This is a genomic window from Alicycliphilus sp. T452, assembly GCF_054512775.1.
Window position 1 is genome coordinate 167,128 of sequence record NZ_JBTNEH010000002.1, and the last position, 16,496, is coordinate 183,623.

A 16,496-nucleotide genomic window follows, 5' to 3' on the forward strand; every position below is an offset into this window, starting at 1 on the left:
GGCGATTCTTAAGATCCTTAAGGGATCAGGTCCAGCACCAGCTGCGGCGGCCGGCACAGCCGGGCGCCCTTGGGGCTCACGACGATGGGGCGGTTCAGCAGCACCGGGTGGGCGGCCACGGCCTCTATCAGCTGCCGGTCGCTCAGGCCGGGGGCACCCAGGTTCAGCTCCTGGTAGACGGCCTCCTTGCTGCGCAGCAGCTCGCGCACGGGCACGCCCAGGCGGGCCACCAGGGCCGTGAGTTCGGCCACGCCCAGGGGCTCCTTGAGGTAGTCCACGATGGCCGGCTCGATGCCGCGTTCGCGCAGCAGTTCCAGCGCGCCGCGCGAGTTGCTGCAGCGGGCGTTGTGGTAGATGGTGATGTCGCTCATGCAAGAAGTTTAGGCTTTAGCGCGAAGACCCTCGCAGCGTGCGGCTCAGCAGGATCACCGGCACCAGGCCCACGGCCACCAGCGCCAGCGAAGGCAGCGCCGCCTCGCCCAGGCGCTCGTCGCGCGCCAGCTGGTAGGCCACCACGGCCAGGGTGTCGCTGTCGAAGGGACGCAGCACTATGGTTGCCGGCAGCTCCTTCATCACGTCCACGAACACCAGCAGCGCGGCCGCGGCCGTGGAGCGCTTGAGCAGCGGCCAGTGCACGCGCGCCAGCAGCCCCATGCCGCCCACGCCGAGCATGCGCGCCGAGTCGTCCAGGCTCGCGGGAATGCGCGCATAGCCGCTCTGCACCGACTGCAGCGCCACGGCGCAAAAGCGCACCAGGTACGCCCAGACGATGCCCACGGCGGTGGTGGTCACCAGCGCGCTCAGGCCCCAGCCGGGGGCCGCGGCCTGCAGCCAGCCCACGGGCAGCAGCAGGCCCACGACGATCACCGCGCCCGGCACGGCGTAGCCCAGGCTCACGAGCTGCACCACCGCGCGCGTGAGCACCCCGCCCCGGCGGCGCACGGCGAACGCCAGCGCCAGCGCGATGCCCACGGCCAGCACGGCCGTGATGCCCCCCAGGCGCACGCTGTTGCCCGCCCATTGCACGAAGCGGTCCCAGGGCAGCACCGACCAGTCCGCCGCCAGCGGCCGCAGCATGAACAGCACCGGAGCCACGAAGCCCATCAGCACCGGCAGCGCGCACACCAGCCAGGCCGCCGCGCAGCCCGGGCCGCGCAGGCGCGTGGGCTGTGCCTCGGCCGAGCCGGCCCGGCCCACGCCGCCCGTGGCAAAGCGCATGCGCCGCTGCGCGCGCAGCTCCAGCTGCAGCAGCAGCGCGACCAGCGCCAGCAGGAAGGTGGCCAGCTGCGCCGCGGCCAGCCGGTCGTCCATGGACAGCCAGGCCTTGTAGATGCCCGTGGTGAAGGTCTGTATGCCGAAATAGGACGCCACGCCGAAGTCGGCCAGGGTCTCCATGAGCACCAGCGCCACGCCCGCCGCCACGGCCGGGCGCGCCAGCGGCAGCGCCACGCTGCGCATGCGCCGCGCCGGCGATGCGCCCAGCAGGCGCGCCGCCTCCATCAGGTGCGCTGCGCGCTCGCCCAGCGCCGTGCGCGCCAGCAGGTACACGTAGGGATAGAGCGAGAAGATGAACACCCACACGGCGCCGCCCAGGCTGCGCACCTCGGGCATCAGGCGGCCTTCCAGCCCGAAGGTGGCACGCAGCCAGACCTGCAGCGGGCCGCTGAACTGCAGGAAGTCGGTATAGGCATAGGCCGTCACGTAGGCCGGCATGGCCAGGGGCAGCAGCAGCAGCCATTCCAGCTGGCGCCGGCCGCGGAAGTCAAACAGCGTCACCGCGGCCGCACTGGCCGTGCCCACCACGGCCGCGCCCACGGCCACGGACAGGCCCAGCCACAGCGTGGTCCACAAGTACTCCGGCAGCACGGTGGCGGCCATCTCGCGCAGGATGGCGCCGGACTGGGCGCCGCCCCCGGCCTGGGGCAGCCACGCGCCCAGTACCGCCAGCACGGGCAGGGCCAGCAGCAGCGCCAGCACGATGGGAGCGATGGAGCGCAGGGCGCGTTGGATCGGAAGCAAGGAAAAGCCCGTGGCGGGGAGGGTCGGCATGCGGCATGCGCCAATGGCGGCATGCGGTCGTGATGCAAATCGGAATGATTCTACGCAACCGGCCCAGGGATGCCCTGCACGAATCGAGCGGCAAGCGGGCGCTGCGGATCGGGATGGGCTGCTAGGCGCAAAGCGCAGCAATGGCCGTAGCCATTGCGAGCATTTGCAACGCCGCAGACCGCTCGAGGCCGCAGATGCACGCGGCGCGACGGTTCGTGCAGGGCATCCTTAGAATCCGCCCATGTTCCTCGAAGTCTCTCAGCTGGAAGTGCGCTATGCCAACCGTCCGCAAGCCGCCGTGCAGGGCGTGTCCCTGGGGCTGGCGGCGGGCGAGATCGGTGTGCTGATCGGCCCCTCGGGCTGCGGCAAGACCACGCTGCTGCGCGCCGTGGCGGGTCTGGAGGGCGTCGTGGGCGGCAGCATACGCCTGGGTGGCGAGGTGGTGGGAGCCCCCGGCCGCAGCGTGCCGCCCGAGCAGCGGCGCATCGGCATGGTGTTCCAGGACTACGCGCTGTTCCCGCACCTCACCGTGGGGCGCAACGTGGCCTTCGGCATCCACGGCCTGCCGCGCGGCGAGCAGGCCCAGCGCGTGCGCGAGGCCCTGGCCCTGGTGGGGCTGGAAGGCAGCGAGGCGCGCTTTCCGCACGAGCTCTCGGGCGGCCAGCAGCAGCGCGTGGCCCTGGCGCGCGCGCTGGCGCCGCGCCCGCGGCTGATGCTGCTGGACGAGCCGTTCTCCAACCTCGACGTGGACCTGCGCGAGCGCCTGGCGCACGAGGTGCGCGGCATCCTCAAGACCGCCAACGCCACGGCGCTGTTCGTCACGCACGACCAGCTGGAGGCCTTCGCCATCGGCGACCGCATCGGCGTGCTGGAGAACGGCCACCTGCACCAGTGGGACGACGCCTACGCGCTCTACCACCGCCCGGCCACGCGCTTCGTGGCCGACTTCATCGGCCATGGCGTGTTCGCCCCCGCCACGCTGGTGCAGCAGGGCAGCCACGTGGTGGCGCGCACCGCCCTGGGCGACCTCACGGACATCGACGGCTGCCTGCTGCCGTCGAGCTACCCGCGCGGCGAGTGCGACGTGCTGCTGCGCGCCGACGACGTGGTGCACGACGATGCCGCGCCCGTGCGCGCGCGCATCGTGCGCAAGGCCTTTCGCGGCTCGGAGTTCCTCTACACGCTGGAGCTGGAAGGCGGCGTCACCGTGATGGCCCATGTGCCCAGCCACCACGACCACGCCATGGGCGACTGGATCGGCATCCGCCCGCAGGTGGACCATGTGGTGACCTTCCCGCGCAACTAGTACGCCAGTTCCCGCTCGATCCGCCGGTCTGCCCTTCTGCACGGGGCATCGGGCCCGCGCCATCCGTTCGGCATCCTGTGGCCGATCTATGCCTCTCCGCCACCCGTCGCAGCGGGAGCTTTCATTGCGCGGTCGGCGGCCTGCGCAATTCGTCCATTCAGCCAGCAGAACATCAAGAACAGGAGCTGCTTGCGCTTGAATTTAGGCATTTTCAGATATTTTTCAATCTGAATCCTTTTGGATGCAAGCGCAAGCCGCTATCTTTTTTGAGTAAGCCCTTTGTTGCGGGGGCATGCGCAGCCCGCCGTCCAGGCGCGCGGCCGTCTGGCCCGGCCGGCTGATGCCGGCGCAGCACAGAGCCCGGGAAAGAGGCCTTCGGGGAACGGTCAAGGGTTGGACCGCTTTTCGGCAGCCATCGGGGCGACGGGAAAGCCCACCCGGGGCAGTTGGCGGAACCGCTCCTTCAGCTCTCGCCGCAACAGCTTGCCGGTGGGCAGCCGCGGCAGCGGTCCCTCGAACACCACGCGGCGAGGCAGCTTCATGCTCCCCAGCTTGGCGCGGCAGTGGCCGGCCAATCGCTGCGCCATGGCGGCCGACCCTTCGTGGCCTTCGTGCAGGTACACCACAGCCCAGGGCACTTCGCCCAAGTCCTCGTCCGGCACACCGATCACGGCCGCATCGCTGACCTGCGGGTGCTCGGCCAGCACGTTCTCGATCTCCATGGGGTACAGGTTGACGCCGCCGCACAGGATCAGGTCGTCGCGCCGGTCGCTGATGTAGAGATAGCCCTCTTCGTCCACATGGCCCATGTCGCCGTACGTGGCCCAGCCTTGCGCATTGTAGGCCTCGCGCGTCTTGTCGAGGTCTTTGTAGTATTCGAAATCGGCCACACCGGCAAAGTAGATGGTGCCGATCCCATGCGGTGGCAGTTCCTGTCCATTGTCATCCAGGATGTGGATCGTCCCCAGCTTGGCGCGCCCCACCGACCCGGGGTGGGCACGCCACTCCTGCGCATCGATGATGGTGATGCCAAGGCCCTCCGAGCCGCCGTAGTACTCGTACAGGATGTCGCCCCACCAGTCCAGCATGGCCTGCTTGACCTGGGGCGTGCATGGCGCGGCGCCATGGATGGCGACCTTCATGCTCGAGAGGTCGTAGCGCTCCCGCACCTGCTGCGGCAGGCGCAGCATCCTCGCCAGCATCGTGGGCACCCACTGGCTGTGGGTGACGCGGTGCTGCTCGATGGCGGCCAGGGCCTGCTGCGCGTCGAACCGTTCCATCGCCACGCAGGTGCCGCCGCACTCCAGCGTGCGCACCATGTAGCGCAGCGGGGCTGCATGGTAGAACGGCGCCGTCGAGAGGTAGACCGTATGCTCGCCGAAGCCGAACTGCCGGCGCCAGGTTTCCAGATCGCGGTCCGGCTGCTTGCGCGCGTCGTACGGAGCCAGCGGGCGGCGCACGCCCTTGGGCCTGCCGGTCGTGCCCGACGAATACAGCATGTCGCGCCCCACGGGGCGCGGGGGCAGCCCGGCCCGCTCGTCGGCCTGCGCCAGCGCGTCGCCGTAGTGCAGGAAGCCCGGCGCATGCTGGTCGAGCAATGCGCGCAGCACCCCGGCATGCTCGGGATCGGCGGTGATCGCGCGCGCCAGCGGCAAGGTGGCGCTCGATGCCAGCAGCAGCCGGGCGTCGCAGTTGCCCAGGATGAAGGAGGCCTCGGCGGGCGTCAGGTGGTGGTTGACAGGGGCGTAGTACAGCCCGGCGCGCCGCGCCGCCCAGGCCAGCTCCAGCATCCGGGGATCGTTGTCGAGCAGGATGGCGATGCAGTCGCCGGCCTGCAGGCCCAGCGACACCAGCCAGCGGGCCGCCCTGGCGGCCCCGCGGTCCAGTTCCGCATAGGTGACCGTGGTGCCGCTGCCCAGCATCACCAGCGCGGCCTTGCCGGGCTGCGTCCGGGCCCAATGCTCCAGTGCGCTCATGGCTCGTGTCTCCTTCCTGGTTCTCGGCAGCGAAGATGCGTTCACTCCAGCTTGAAGCCGGTTTCCGCAACGATGCGCTTCCAGCGCTGGTAGTCGGCGGTAATCAGCTGGCCGAACTCCTCGGGCGAGGTGCGGCGCGGCAGGTAGTCGTACGCGCGCAGCCGGGATTGCACGTCGGGCATTTGCAGCACCGCGTCCATCTGCCGCGCCAGGGCGCCGACGATCTCTTTGGGCGTGCCTTTGGGGGCCAGCAACCCGGCCCAGGAGGTGAAGTCCATGCCGTTGATGCCCTGCTCCCTGAGTGTGGGGACCTCCGGGAACGACAGTGCGCGCTGCGGCATCATCACGCCCAGCGCTTTGACCCGGCCGGCGCGGATCATCTCCACCGACACGAAGGAGTCGATGGAGAAATCCACCTCGCCAGCCACCACGGCCTGCATCTGCGGCGCCGTGCCCTTGTATTGCACGGTGATGGTCTGCGGCGCCTGGACCACGCGCTTGAACTCCTCGGTCATCAGATTGATCATGCTGCTGCCCGAGGACGCCGTCAGCGGCTTGGGCCCCTTGGCCAGCGCGATCAGCTCCCGCAGATTGCTGGCCGGCAGATCCTTGCGGGCGATGATGATCAGGCCCACGTCGCAGATGTGGGTGATGGGCTCGAAGCTGGCCAGGGCCTCGTAGTTGGCCTTGTAGAGCACGGGGCTGAGCGTCTGCCCGCCCGCCGTGTTGAGCAGCAGCGTGTAGCCGTCCGGCGCCGCCCGGGCCGCCAGCTCGGCACCGATGATGCCGTTGGCGCCGCTCTTGTTTTCCACGACGAAGGGCTGCCCCATCAGTTCGCCGAGCTTGCTCATCACCAGGCGCGCCACCACGTCGGTGGTGCCCCCGGCGGGATAGGGCACGATCACACGCACCGGCTTGCCCGGATATTGCCCCTGGGCCCTGGTCCAGCACGGTGCGGCCATGACGGCCGCCATGCCCAGGCCCCGGGCCATCCATTGCCGGCGTGAAGAATGCGACATGGTGAGTCTCCTTTGGTGGTTGATGAAATCGCTGCAGGCCCTGGAACAGAGGCTCAATACGACTTGGGCAGCCCCAGCACCTTCTCGGCAATGAAGCACATCACCAGTTCGGGGCTGATCGGCGCGATGCGCGGCACCATGATCTCGCGCAGGTAGCGCTCGACCTGGAACTCCTTCGCGTAGCCGAAGCCGCCGTGCGTCATCACCGCGCGCTCGCAGGCACTGAAGCCGGCCTCGGCCGCCAGGAACTTGGCCGCATTCGCGGCCGCCCCGCAGGGCTGGTCGTTGTCGTACAGCCAGGCGGCCTGCATCACCATGAGCCATGCCGCTTCCAACTCCATCCAGTTGCGCGCCAGCGGGTGCTGGATGCCCTGGTTCTGCCCGATGGGCCGGTTGAAGACCTTGCGCTCCTTGGCGTAGGTGGTGGCGCGGTCGAGCGCCAGCTTGCCCAGCCCCACCGCCTCGGCGGCGATGAGCACGCGCTCGGGGTTCATGCCGTGCAGGATGTACTCGAAGCCCTTGCCCTCCTCGCCGATGCGGTCCTCGGCCGGCACCTCGTAGCCCTCGAAGAAGAGTTCGTTGGAGTCCACGCATTTGCGGCCCATCTTCTCGATCTCGTGCACCTGCACGCGGCTGCGGTCGAAGTCGGTGTAGAACAGCGACAAGCCCTGCGTCGGGTTCTTCACCTCCTCCAGCGGCGTGGTGCGCGCCAGCAGCAGGATCTTGTCTGCCACCTGCGCGGTCGAGATCCAGACCTTGGTGCCATCGACGATGTACTTGTCACCCCGGCGCACGGCACGCACCTTCAGCTGCGTGGTGTTCAGGCCCGTGTTGGGCTCGGTGACGCCGAAGCAGGTCTTGACCTCGCCCCGGGCCATCGGCGGCAGCATGCGGCGCTTCTGTTCCTCGCTGCCGAAGACCACCACCGGGTTGAGCCCGAACACGTTGATGTGCACCGCCGAGGCGCCCGACATGCCCGCGCCGGTCTCGGCGATGGCGCGCATCATGACCGCCGCGTCCGCGATCTTCAGCCCGGAGCCGCCGTACTCCTCGGGAATGCAGATGCCCAGCCACCCATCCTTGGCCAGGCTGGCCGCGAACTCCTCCGGAAAGCCGCCTTCGCGGTCCTTGCGCAGCCAGTACGCATCGTCGTATCGGCGGCAGATCTTCTGAATCGAGTCGCGGATGGACTCCTGCTCTGCGGTCATCTGAAAGTTCACCAGAAATCTCCGTGGCCCCATGAATCACACAGGGGAACAAATTGAACATAAACAAGAACACTCTTCGGACCACCGCCCATGAAATCCACATGGAACTGAAGAGTCTCAGCACTACCACCTCATTCATTCCTATTTATGAATGATATGTACATCATAAGGAACAAATAGATGATGTCAACCCTATGAAACGCCAAAATCCATGGACGACAAGCACCAGCCTCCGGTGCCTCCGTCAGAGAGGCCTGACCACTTCCGCATGCGATGCGCAAAGAGCGGATGCATCATTCACATGGATGAACAATGTTAGGATGACCGGCATACAAAAGCAGGAAGCCGCACCGTTGCGGCTTCTGCAGGGAGAAAAGCACCATGGATGTCCGTCAAGTCGTCAACGTTCTGGAGTTGCTGGAATACTTCGCCGAGCGCGGGCGCCCCGCCTCGCTCGCCGAGGTGTCCAAGCACTTCGGCTGGCCGCGCTCGAGCACCTTCAACCTGCTGGGCACGCTGGTCAACCGCGGCTATCTGTACGAGCCGCGGGCGCGCGAGGGCTACTACCCGTCGCCCAGCTGGTGGCCGCTGATCCAGAAGATCGACCGCGCCGCCCCGCTGCCCGCCGAACTGCAGGATCTGATCCAGTCGGTCTGCCAGAAGACCGGCGAGACGGCCGTGCTGGCCGGCATCAGCGGCATGCATGCGGTTTTCATCGCCACCGCCGAGTCGCATCAGGCCATCCGCTACACGGCTGCCGTCGGCAAGCTCGTGCCCATCCACGCGACGGCCACCGGCCGCGCGCTGCTGTCGCAGCTGTCCGCCCAGGACCGCGGCGCCATCCTGCGCCGCGCGGTCTTCGAACGCTACACCCCCACCACGCTGCTCAGCGTCGATGCCGTCGAGAAGGAGATCGCGCTGTCGCTGGAGCGCGGCTATTTCGAGGGCGCGGGCGAATACACGCACGACCTGGGCGGCGTCGCACTGCCGCTGCACCTCCAGGGCCGCCATCTCGCGCTGCTGGTGGCGGGCCCGGTGCACCGGGTGCATCCGCGCCAGCAGGACATCCTGCGGACCATGCGCGAGGAAATCAGCCGCCATGCGCCCGGCACACTGCAGGAGCCGGCCACCCGGGCATAGCCCGGTCCGTCAGCCGCCGCGCGCCGGCGGCTCCTCCAGCCCCCAGGACCGGGCCAGGGCCGCCCCGCCCTCCCCAGGCTCCGGCGGCTCGCCCGGCATGGGCGCCGCGCTGCGCGAGAACCGGGGCGCGGGCGCTGCCTGCACCACCCCCTGCACAGTCTGGAAAGACCGACGCCCGGCGTTGTGCCGGTGGCCCGCCACCTCCTGCGGCGCCAGCACGGGCGTGACGCAGGCATCGGTGTCCTCGAGCAGCGCGCACCATGCATCGCGGGGGCGCTGCGCGAAAAGCCGCGCCAGCGCCTCGCGCAGCCGGGGCCAGTGGGCGGGATCGTCGTCGAGCAGCAGGTCGAGCGCAAACCCGGTGCGCTCGGCAAACACCTGCCGGAACCTGCGTTCGATGGCGCCAAAGGCCACATAACCACCGTCGCTGCAGCGGTACACGTCGTAGAACGGCGCTCCGCTGTCGAGCAGGTTCTCGCCGCGCGGCCGGGCCACCAGCCCCGCGGCCTGCATGCCGAAGAAGGACGACATCAGCAGGCCCGCGCCCTCCACCATCGACGCGTCGATGACCTGGCCCTGGCCTGAGCGCGCACGCTCCACCAGCGCCGCCGCGATGCCGAAGGCCAGCAGCATCGAGCCGCCGGCATAGTCCCCCACCAGGTTCAGCGGCGGCGTGGGCGGCTGCCCCGCCCGGCCGATGGCATGCAGCGCGCCGCTGAGCGCGATGTAGTTGATGTCGTGTCCCGCGCGCAGGGCCAGCGCGCCGCTCTGGCCATAGCCGGTCATGCGCCCGTATACCAGGCCGGGGTTGGCGGCCAGGCATGCGTCCGGCCCCAGGCCCAGGCGCTCCATGGTGCCGGGCCGGAAGCCCTCGATCAGCACGTCGGCCCGCACCAGCAGGCGCTTCGCAAAGTCCAGCGCAAGCGGCTGGCGCAGGTCCAACGCCAGCGACGCCTTGCCGCGGTGGCCGACCTCGAAGCGGCGCGCCCGCGGAATGCCCAGGTCGCCGCCGGCCTCGGGCCGCTCGATGAGCAGCACCTCGGCCCCCAGGTCGGCCAGCAGCATGCCGCACACGGGTCCCGGGCCGATGCCGGCGAATTCGACCACCCGGATGCCGGCGAGCGGTCCGCTTGAATTCTTCGGCTCAGGCATGAACAGGCTCCCGCATCGCGCGGTATTCGCGCTCCAGCGCTTCCCGGAACTGCGGCGCCGCAATGGCGGTCAGCCGCCGGGCGCGCTCGTGCAACGGCACATCGCGCAGATGGGCCACACCGTATTCCGTGACCACCACATCCACGTCCGAACGCCCCATCGTCGCCGGCCGCCCGCCCAGCGACGCGACGATGCGGCTCGCCTTGCCACCCGCCGCCGTGGCCTGCAGCACCGTGATGGCGCGCCCGCCTTTGGACGCGCGCGCCGCGCGCGCAAAGTCGAGCAGGCCGCCGATGCCGCCGCGCAGCCGGCCCTGCAGCTGCTCGCAGTTGACCTGGCCGCTCAGGTCTACCTCCAGCGCGCCGTTGATGGCGTGCAGCCGGTCCAGTTGGGCCAGCACGGCCGCCCCGTGCGTGACGTCGCTGTGGCAGACCTGCACCGCGGCATTGGCATGCACGAAGCGGTAGCTCGGCGCCCCGCCGCAGACCGTGTTGGTCACGCTGATGCCGGCGTCGCGCCCCTTGCGGCTGTTGTCGATGGCGCCTGCCTCGATGAGGCGCACTCCCGCATCCCCCAGCACGCCGGAATGCAGCCCCAGCGCCCGGTGCCCGCGCAGCGCATCGAGCGTGGCATCCGGCAGCGCGCCGACGCCGACCTGCAGCGTGGCCCCGTCGGGCACCAGCGCCGCGACATGCGCCGCGATCGCCTGCTCCACCGCGCCCATGCGCGGCGGCGCCAGCTCCACCGGCGCATGCGCGGCGCGCACCCAGGCATCGACCCGCAGATCCCGCGGCCAGGGCGTGCCATGGGTCCATGGCGCCAGGGGGTTGACCTCCACCAGCACCGCGCGCGCCCGGCGCGCCGCATCGAGCGCGTAGTCGCACGACAGGCCGAAGCTCAGCGCCCCGTCGGGCGCGGCAGCGGCCTGCAGCAGCACCACGTCGGCCCGCAGCGCGCCGCTGGCGAACAGGCCGGGAAGGCGGCTGTAGCGCTCGGGCACCACGTCCAGCGCGCCCCGGTCCGCGATGCGCGACGCATGGCCGATGGCGCCGTACGACAGGAAGCGCAGGGACGCAGGCGCCGCATCGAAGGTGTCGCTGAACAGCGTGCCTACGAAGGCCCGCGCCGGCAACTGCCGGCCGGCGCATTCCTCCACCAGGCGGCGCGTGAGCGTCAGCGGTTCGGCGCAGACCTGACCGCACACGACCTGGTCGCCGGGGCGCAGCCAGGCGTCGAACGAGAACCGGTCCGGCTCCACCAGGCGCATGGCCGGGGCGGCGGCCATGGTCATGCGGCTGCCGCCGTCTCTGGCGCGCGCTTCATGAACGCGGAGCGCAGGCAGACGCAGACGACCTCGCCGCGCTGGTTGATGCCGCGGTGCTCGAACTCCACGATGCCCGCGTTGGGCCGGCTCTTGGACGCGCGCGTGGACACGACGGAAGTCTCCACATGGATGGTGTCGCCCGCGAACACCGGCTTGGGAAAGCCCACCTCGCGCATGCCGAGGTTGCCGATGGTCGTTCCCAGCGTGGTCTCCTGCACCGACAGGCCGATCACCAGCGCCAGCGTGAACAGGCTGTTGACCAGCGGTTTCCCGAATTCCGTCTGCGCGGCGAATTCGTAGTCCAGGTGCAGCGGCTGCGGGTTCATGCTGAGCACGGTGGCCAGCAGGTTGTCGGCCTCGGTGACCGTGCGCGTCGTGGCATGCCGGAAAACCTGACCGGCTTCAAACTGATCGAAATAGAGTCCTGCCATAAGGTGCCTTCTTTCATGGGGTGGCGACCGCGGCCGCCGGGGTTGGTGATGGGTTTTCATCGGCCTGCACGGCGGCGCCGCTGGCCAGCAAGGCCGCGATCTCGGCCTCGCCGAAGCCCGCCTCCCGCAGCACCTCGACGCTGTCCTCGCCCATGCGCGGCGGCAGCCGGCGTATGGCCATGTCGGCATGGCTCCAGCGCGCCGCGGGGCGCATCTGCAGCACCCGGCCTTCCGTCGGGTGCTCGACCTCCTGGAAGAAGCCGGTGCCGCGCAGGTGCGGGTCCTGCAGCAGGTCTTCGATCGTGTTCAGCCGCTGGCACGGGATCTCGTGCGCGTTGCACAAAGCGAGCCACGCCTCGGTGGTGCGCTCGCGCAGGATGTCGGCCAGCAGGGCGTAGGCGACGTCGTAGTTGCGGGCCCGCGCGGCGTGCGTATTGATGCGCGCATCGGCATCGAAATCGGCCTCGCGCCCGATGGCCGCGAAGAACGCGCGGAACTGCTTGTCGTTGTAGGGCGTCACCGCGATATGGCCGTCGCTGGTGCAAAACGGCCGCCGGTGCGCGTTCAGCAGGCGGCTGTAGCCCGCGCGCCCGATCGGGGGCACGAACGCCTCGCCATTGAGGTGGTCGCCCAGGATCATCTGCACCAGGGTCTCGAACATCGGCACCTCCACAGCCTGTCCCTCGCCTGTGCGCTCGCGCATGTAGAGCGCCGCGATGGCCGCGTGGGCCGCGGCCAGGCCGGTCATGCGGTCGCACAGGTTGGCGGGCACGAAGGCGGGCTCGTCATGGCCGGCGCGCACGAACAGTCCCGCCAGGCCACTGGCCGCCTGGATGATGTCGTCGAACGCGGGCCGCTCGGCATACGGCCCGTCCTGGCCGAAGCCCACCAGCGACACATAGACGATGGACGGATTCACCGCCCGCAGGTCTTCGTAGGACAGTCCCGCCCGCCGCATGGCCGCGGGCCGCACGTTGTGGATGAAGAGGTCGGCCGTCTCGCACAGCCTCAAGAGCGCGTGCCGCCCCCCGGGCTGCTTGATGTCGAGGACGACGCTGCGCTTGTTGCGCCCCGTCGCGAGGTACATCGGCCCCATGCGCGGATGGCGGCCCTCCCCGGCATGGCGCATCACGTCGCCCTCGGGAGGTTCGATCTTGATCACATCCGCCCCGTAGTCGCCCAGTATCTGGGTCGCCACCGGCCCCATCAGGACGGTGGCCATGTCGATCACGCGGATGTTCTGCAGGGGCCTGGGTGCTTGGCTCATGGATTTATCATTCATTAATGTGAATTTATTGTACTCACTCAAGAACAAAACAACAATGAACACCACGGAATCTTGCAAAACATCTGGACTTCTGCCCAAACACAATAGATACTGTTCACTCAAAAATCAATTTTATTCATATATATGAACACAAATCAGACATGGACATCGGCGCACGCCATCACCAGGACCTTGCTGGCGGCCGTGCTGGCTGCAGCGGCCACGCTCGGCGGCGCACAGGCGCAAGCGGTGTATCCGGCACCCGGCACGCCGATCAAGGTCGTGGTGCCTTTCGCCGCCGGCAGCGGCACCGACACGATGGCCCGGGCCCTGGTGGAGGAACTGCAGCGGGACCTGGGCACGCCGGTCATCATCGATAACAAGCCCGGCGCGAACGGCGCGATCGCGGCCGAGCTCGTGCGCAAGGCGCCGCCGGACGGCTACACGCTGGTGCTGGCCACCAGTTCCGGCTGGTCCACCGCGCCGTGGCTGCTCAAGGGCTTGCCATATGACCCGGTGAAGGACTTCACTGCCATCGCGCGCACCACCGACTTCCCCTTCGTGCTGGTGGTCAGCGCCGCGTCGCCGATCCGCACGCTGGACGACTTCCTGAAAAAAGCCCGCGAGACGCAGCTCAACATGGGCTATGGCAATGCGACGGGCCAGGTCGCGGGCGCCCACTTCATGAAGGCGGCGGGCTTCCAGGCGCTGCCCGTGCCGTACAAGAGCACGCCCCCGGCGCTGGTGGACCTGATCGGCGGTCAGTTCGACTTCATGTTCGTCGACATCGCTTCGTCCCAGGGCCTCATCAAGTCCGGCAAGGTGCGCCCATTGGCAGTGATGGCGGACCAGCGCTCGGACCTGATGCCCGGCCTGCCCGCCCTGGGCGAGAAGTTCCCCGGCTTCCGCTACATCGCCTGGGGCGGCCTGATGGCGCCGCGCGGCCTGCCGCCGGAGATCGTCCGCAAGCTGAACACGGTGACGGTGGCCATTCTGCAAAAGCCCGAGCTCAAGGCCAGGATGGCCACGCTCGGACTGGCCCCGTACCCCAGCGGCAGCGCGGAGCTCGTGCAGTTCGTGAAGGACCAGCTCCAGGCCTGGGGCGACAAGATCAGGGAGGCCGGCCTTGAGCCCCAATGACACGCCCGGCGGCCGCCTGCTGCGCTCGCTGCTGTTCGCGCCGGCGAACCGCCCCGACCTGGTGCTGAAGTTTCCCCGTGCGGGCGCCGACTGCTCGGTCATCGACCTGGAGGACGGCACGCCGCTGGCCGCAAAACAGCCGGCGCGCCAGGGCCTGCGCCCACTGGTGCGCCAGGTGCGCGCATCGGGCCTCGCGGGCATGCTGGGCGTGCGCATCAACGCCCCCGATTCGCCCTGGTTCGCCGACGATCTGGCCGAGGCGGCCACCTGCCAGGCCGACTTCATCGTGCTCCCCAAGGCCCAGACGCCGGGCGATGTACTGGGCGTCGCCGCCGCCATCGAGGCGGCCGGGCAGCGCACGGCGATCCTCGCCGGCATCGAGACGGCGGCGGGCGTGCTCCAGGCGCCGCAGATCTGCGCCTGCTCGCCGCTGCTGCAGGCCGTGTTCTTCGGCGCGGAAGACCTGGCGGCGGATGTGGGCGCGCGCAGGACGCCCGGCGGCCGCGAAGTGCTGGCCGCCCGCTCGATGGTGCTGCTCGCGGCCAAGGCCGCGCGCATCCTGGCCGTGGACCAGGCCGCGGTGGACATCCGCGACGAGGAGCGCTTCGTGCGCGACTGCGCCTTCGGCCGCGACCTGGGCTACGACGGCAAGATCTGCCTCACGCCGCGCCAGGCGGCGCTGGCCAACCAGGCCTTCTCGCCGTCCGGCGACGAGATCGCCCATGCCCGGCGCCTGGTCGCCGCCTATGAACAGGCCTGCGCACGCGGCCTGGGCACCTTCGATTTCGAAGGCAGAATGATCGACACGCCGCTGCTCAGGCACGCGCAGCGCATACTGCGTTCGCAGCCGCCGCCGCTTGATTGAACCCCATCCAGGAGGACCGATGTCACTGAAAGGCCAAGCCTATGTCGTGGGCGCCTACGAGCACCCCACCCGCCATGCGCCCGACAAGTCCGTCACCCAGCTGCATGTGGAGTGCGCCGCTGGCGCTCTGCGCGACGCGGGGCTCGACTTTTCGGACGTGGACGGCTATTTCTGCGCCGGAGACGCACCGGGCGGCAGCCCGCTCATCCTGGCCGACTACATGAACCTGAAGCTGCGCTGGCTGGACGGCACCGAGCTCGGCGGCTGCTCCTACCTGGCGCACATCGGCCATGCGGCCGCGGCCATCGCCGCCGGCAAATGCTCGGTGGCGCTGATCACGCTCGCCGGCAAGCCGCGCAGCAGCGGCCAGGCCACCGGCACGGCGCCGCGGCAGCTCGGGCCGGACCGCCCCGAAACGCCCTGGGAGCAGCCCTACCGCTCCACCATCACCGCCGTCTACGGCATGGCCGCGCAGCGCCACATGCACGAGCACGGCACCACCGCGGAGCAGCTCGCCTGGATCAAGGTGGCCGCGTCGCAGCATGCGCAGCACAACCCCCATGCCCTGCTGCGCAAGCCCGTCACCGTCGAGGACGTGCTGGCCTCGCCCGTCATCGCCGACCCGCTGCACCGGCTGGACTGCTGCGTCATCACCGACGGTGGCGGCGCGCTGGTGCTGGCCGCCCCCGGCGTGGCCAGGAGCCTCAAGCGCCCGCTGGTGCGGCTGCTGGGCTGCGGCGAAACCGCCAGCACCAACCATGGCGGCTACGTGGACATCACCCACACCGGCGCGGCGCAGTCGGGCGCGGCCGCCTTCGCCGAGGCGGGCGTCACGCCGGCCGACATCCAGTACGCATCGATCTACGACAACTTCACCATCATGGTGCTGATGCAGCTCGAGGACCTGGGCTTTTGCGCCAAGGGCGAGGGCGGGCGCTTCGTGGCGGACGGCAACCTGATCTCCGGCACGGGCCGCCTGCCCTGGAACACGGACGGCGGCGGCCTGTGCAACAACCATCCGCAGAACCGCGGCGGCATCACCAAGGCCATCGAGGCCGTGCGCCAGCTGCGCGGCGAGGCCCATCCCGCGGTGCAGGTGCCCAACTGCCGCCTGGCCCTGGCCGCCGGGCCCGGGCTCGTGCTGGGCACCGCGCACAACCACGCCACCGTCATCCTGGAGCGCGAATGACCACGACCCCGACCTCTTTCGAGCACGACCCGTTCGCGCAGGCCTACCCCGAGCACCTGGCGTTCTGGCAGGCCGCGGAACAAGGCAGGCTGCTGCTGCGCACCTGCCGCAGCTGCAACCGGCCGCACTGGTATCCGCGCGTGGTCTGCCCGCTGTGCGGCAGCACCGACACCGAATGGCGCGAGGCCTCGGGCGACGGCACGCTGTACGCCTTCAGCGTGATGCGGCGCGTGGAGCAGCCCTACGCCGTGGCCTATGTGCGCCTGGCCGAAGGGCCGGCCCTGCTGACCAATATCGAGACCGACCAGCTGGACAGCCTGCGCATCGGCCAGCCTGTGCGCCTGAGGTTCCGCCGCGCCGAGGAAGGGCGGCTCATGCCGGTATTCGCGCCGGCATAGCTTTGCCGTCGATAGGCAGGCGGCAGGTGTTT

Annotated in this window: 15 protein-coding genes; 6 read left to right on the forward strand and 9 right to left on the reverse strand. The window is 69.6% G+C overall.

What is annotated here, in order from left to right:
- Positions 1-17: 17 nt before the first annotated feature.
- A complete protein-coding gene (arsC, locus tag ACX12L_RS02380; RefSeq protein WP_459261141.1) occupies positions 18-371 on the reverse strand; it encodes an arsenate reductase (glutaredoxin) in 354 nt (117 codons plus the stop codon).
- A 16-nt stretch (positions 372-387) separates the two neighbouring features.
- Positions 388-2,049 carry an ABC transporter permease gene (locus ACX12L_RS02385; protein WP_459261142.1) on the reverse strand — a complete coding sequence of 554 codons (1,662 nt, stop codon included), beginning with the start codon at positions 2,047-2,049 and terminating at the stop codon, positions 388-390.
- 241 nt (positions 2,050-2,290) lie between these two features.
- Here ACX12L_RS02385 and ACX12L_RS02390 point away from each other — a divergent pair, with 241 nt between their 5' ends.
- Positions 2,291-3,355 carry an ABC transporter ATP-binding protein gene (locus ACX12L_RS02390; protein WP_459261143.1) on the forward strand — a complete coding sequence of 355 codons (1,065 nt, stop codon included), beginning with the start codon at positions 2,291-2,293 and terminating at the stop codon, positions 3,353-3,355.
- Positions 3,356-3,741: 386 nt separating this feature from the next.
- Here the strand turns inward: ACX12L_RS02390 and ACX12L_RS02395 are convergent, their stop codons facing one another.
- The 3 genes from ACX12L_RS02395 to ACX12L_RS02405 are packed head-to-tail and all read right to left on the reverse strand — an operon-like array spanning position 3,742 to position 7,558.
- Positions 3,742-5,331, reverse strand: a complete 1,590-nt coding sequence (locus tag ACX12L_RS02395) for an AMP-binding protein (RefSeq protein ID WP_459261144.1) — start codon at positions 5,329-5,331, stop codon at positions 3,742-3,744.
- A gap of 41 nt (positions 5,332-5,372) precedes the next feature.
- A complete protein-coding gene (locus ACX12L_RS02400; protein ID WP_459261145.1) occupies positions 5,373-6,350 on the reverse strand; it encodes a Bug family tripartite tricarboxylate transporter substrate binding protein in 978 nt (325 codons plus the stop codon).
- 53 nt (positions 6,351-6,403) lie between these two features.
- Positions 6,404-7,558 (reverse strand): acyl-CoA dehydrogenase family protein, encoded by a 1,155-nt coding sequence (locus tag ACX12L_RS02405; RefSeq protein ID WP_459261273.1) that lies wholly within the window; start codon positions 7,556-7,558, stop codon positions 6,404-6,406.
- 381 nt (positions 7,559-7,939) lie between these two features.
- On the opposite strand from ACX12L_RS02405, the gene ACX12L_RS02410 reads away from it, so the two are divergent.
- Entirely contained in the window at positions 7,940-8,698 is a 759-nt protein-coding gene (locus tag ACX12L_RS02410; RefSeq protein ID WP_459261146.1) for an IclR family transcriptional regulator, read from the forward strand.
- A gap of 9 nt (positions 8,699-8,707) precedes the next feature.
- Here ACX12L_RS02410 and ACX12L_RS02415 read toward each other — a convergent pair whose 3' ends face one another.
- The 4 genes from ACX12L_RS02415 to ACX12L_RS02430 are packed head-to-tail and all read right to left on the reverse strand — an operon-like array spanning position 8,708 to position 12,872.
- Positions 8,708-9,850 (reverse strand): CaiB/BaiF CoA transferase family protein, encoded by a 1,143-nt coding sequence (locus tag ACX12L_RS02415; protein ID WP_459261147.1) that lies wholly within the window; start codon positions 9,848-9,850, stop codon positions 8,708-8,710.
- A complete protein-coding gene (locus tag ACX12L_RS02420; RefSeq protein ID WP_459261148.1) occupies positions 9,843-11,141 on the reverse strand; it encodes an acetyl-CoA hydrolase/transferase family protein in 1,299 nt (432 codons plus the stop codon). Before ACX12L_RS02420 ends, ACX12L_RS02415 begins: the two co-directional genes overlap by 8 nt.
- Positions 11,138-11,605: a MaoC family dehydratase gene (locus ACX12L_RS02425; protein WP_459261149.1), complete on the reverse strand. Its 468-nt coding sequence runs from the start codon at positions 11,603-11,605 to the stop codon at positions 11,138-11,140. The genes ACX12L_RS02420 and ACX12L_RS02425 overlap by 4 nt, the downstream gene beginning before the upstream one ends.
- Before the next feature lie 13 nt (positions 11,606-11,618).
- Positions 11,619-12,872 (reverse strand): CaiB/BaiF CoA transferase family protein, encoded by a 1,254-nt coding sequence (locus ACX12L_RS02430; RefSeq protein WP_459261150.1) that lies wholly within the window; start codon positions 12,870-12,872, stop codon positions 11,619-11,621.
- Positions 12,873-13,016: 144 nt separating this feature from the next.
- Between ACX12L_RS02430 and ACX12L_RS02435 the strand changes: the two genes are divergently transcribed.
- The 4 genes from ACX12L_RS02435 to ACX12L_RS02450 are packed head-to-tail and all read left to right on the forward strand — an operon-like array spanning position 13,017 to position 16,464.
- Positions 13,017-14,012, forward strand: coding sequence for a Bug family tripartite tricarboxylate transporter substrate binding protein (locus ACX12L_RS02435; protein WP_459261151.1), 996 nt, complete (start codon positions 13,017-13,019; stop codon positions 14,010-14,012).
- Positions 13,999-14,877 (forward strand): HpcH/HpaI aldolase/citrate lyase family protein, encoded by an 879-nt coding sequence (locus ACX12L_RS02440; protein ID WP_459261152.1) that lies wholly within the window; start codon positions 13,999-14,001, stop codon positions 14,875-14,877. Before ACX12L_RS02435 ends, ACX12L_RS02440 begins: the two co-directional genes overlap by 14 nt.
- A 19-nt stretch (positions 14,878-14,896) precedes the next feature.
- Positions 14,897-16,066, forward strand: a complete 1,170-nt coding sequence (locus ACX12L_RS02445) for a thiolase domain-containing protein (RefSeq protein WP_459261153.1) — start codon at positions 14,897-14,899, stop codon at positions 16,064-16,066.
- On the forward strand, positions 16,063-16,464 hold the full coding sequence (locus ACX12L_RS02450) for a Zn-ribbon domain-containing OB-fold protein (protein ID WP_459261154.1): 402 nt from the start codon (positions 16,063-16,065) through the stop codon (positions 16,462-16,464). The genes ACX12L_RS02445 and ACX12L_RS02450 overlap by 4 nt, the downstream gene beginning before the upstream one ends.
- Positions 16,465-16,496: the final 32 nt, after the last annotated feature.

Excerpts from the sequence above, each read along its gene's own strand:
- arsC (WP_459261141.1), bottom strand. The coding sequence starts at position 371 with ATGAGCGACATCACCATCTACCACAACGCCCGCTGCAGCAACTCGCGC.
- ACX12L_RS02385 (WP_459261142.1), bottom strand. The coding sequence starts at position 2,049 with ATGCCGACCCTCCCCGCCACGGGCTTTTCCTTGCTTCCGATCCAACGC.
- ACX12L_RS02390 (WP_459261143.1), top strand. The coding sequence starts at position 2,291 with ATGTTCCTCGAAGTCTCTCAGCTGGAAGTGCGCTATGCCAACCGTCCG.
- ACX12L_RS02395 (WP_459261144.1), bottom strand. The coding sequence starts at position 5,331 with ATGAGCGCACTGGAGCATTGGGCCCGGACGCAGCCCGGCAAGGCCGCG.
- ACX12L_RS02400 (WP_459261145.1), bottom strand. The coding sequence starts at position 6,350 with ATGTCGCATTCTTCACGCCGGCAATGGATGGCCCGGGGCCTGGGCATG.
- ACX12L_RS02405 (WP_459261273.1), bottom strand. The coding sequence starts at position 7,558 with ATGACCGCAGAGCAGGAGTCCATCCGCGACTCGATTCAGAAGATCTGC.
- ACX12L_RS02410 (WP_459261146.1), top strand. The coding sequence starts at position 7,940 with ATGGATGTCCGTCAAGTCGTCAACGTTCTGGAGTTGCTGGAATACTTC.
- ACX12L_RS02415 (WP_459261147.1), bottom strand. The coding sequence starts at position 9,850 with ATGCCTGAGCCGAAGAATTCAAGCGGACCGCTCGCCGGCATCCGGGTG.
- ACX12L_RS02420 (WP_459261148.1), bottom strand. The coding sequence starts at position 11,141 with ATGACCATGGCCGCCGCCCCGGCCATGCGCCTGGTGGAGCCGGACCGG.
- ACX12L_RS02425 (WP_459261149.1), bottom strand. The coding sequence starts at position 11,605 with ATGGCAGGACTCTATTTCGATCAGTTTGAAGCCGGTCAGGTTTTCCGG.
- ACX12L_RS02430 (WP_459261150.1), bottom strand. The coding sequence starts at position 12,872 with ATGAGCCAAGCACCCAGGCCCCTGCAGAACATCCGCGTGATCGACATG.
- ACX12L_RS02435 (WP_459261151.1), top strand. The coding sequence starts at position 13,017 with ATGAACACAAATCAGACATGGACATCGGCGCACGCCATCACCAGGACC.
- ACX12L_RS02445 (WP_459261153.1), top strand. The coding sequence starts at position 14,897 with ATGTCACTGAAAGGCCAAGCCTATGTCGTGGGCGCCTACGAGCACCCC.
- ACX12L_RS02450 (WP_459261154.1), top strand. The coding sequence starts at position 16,063 with ATGACCACGACCCCGACCTCTTTCGAGCACGACCCGTTCGCGCAGGCC.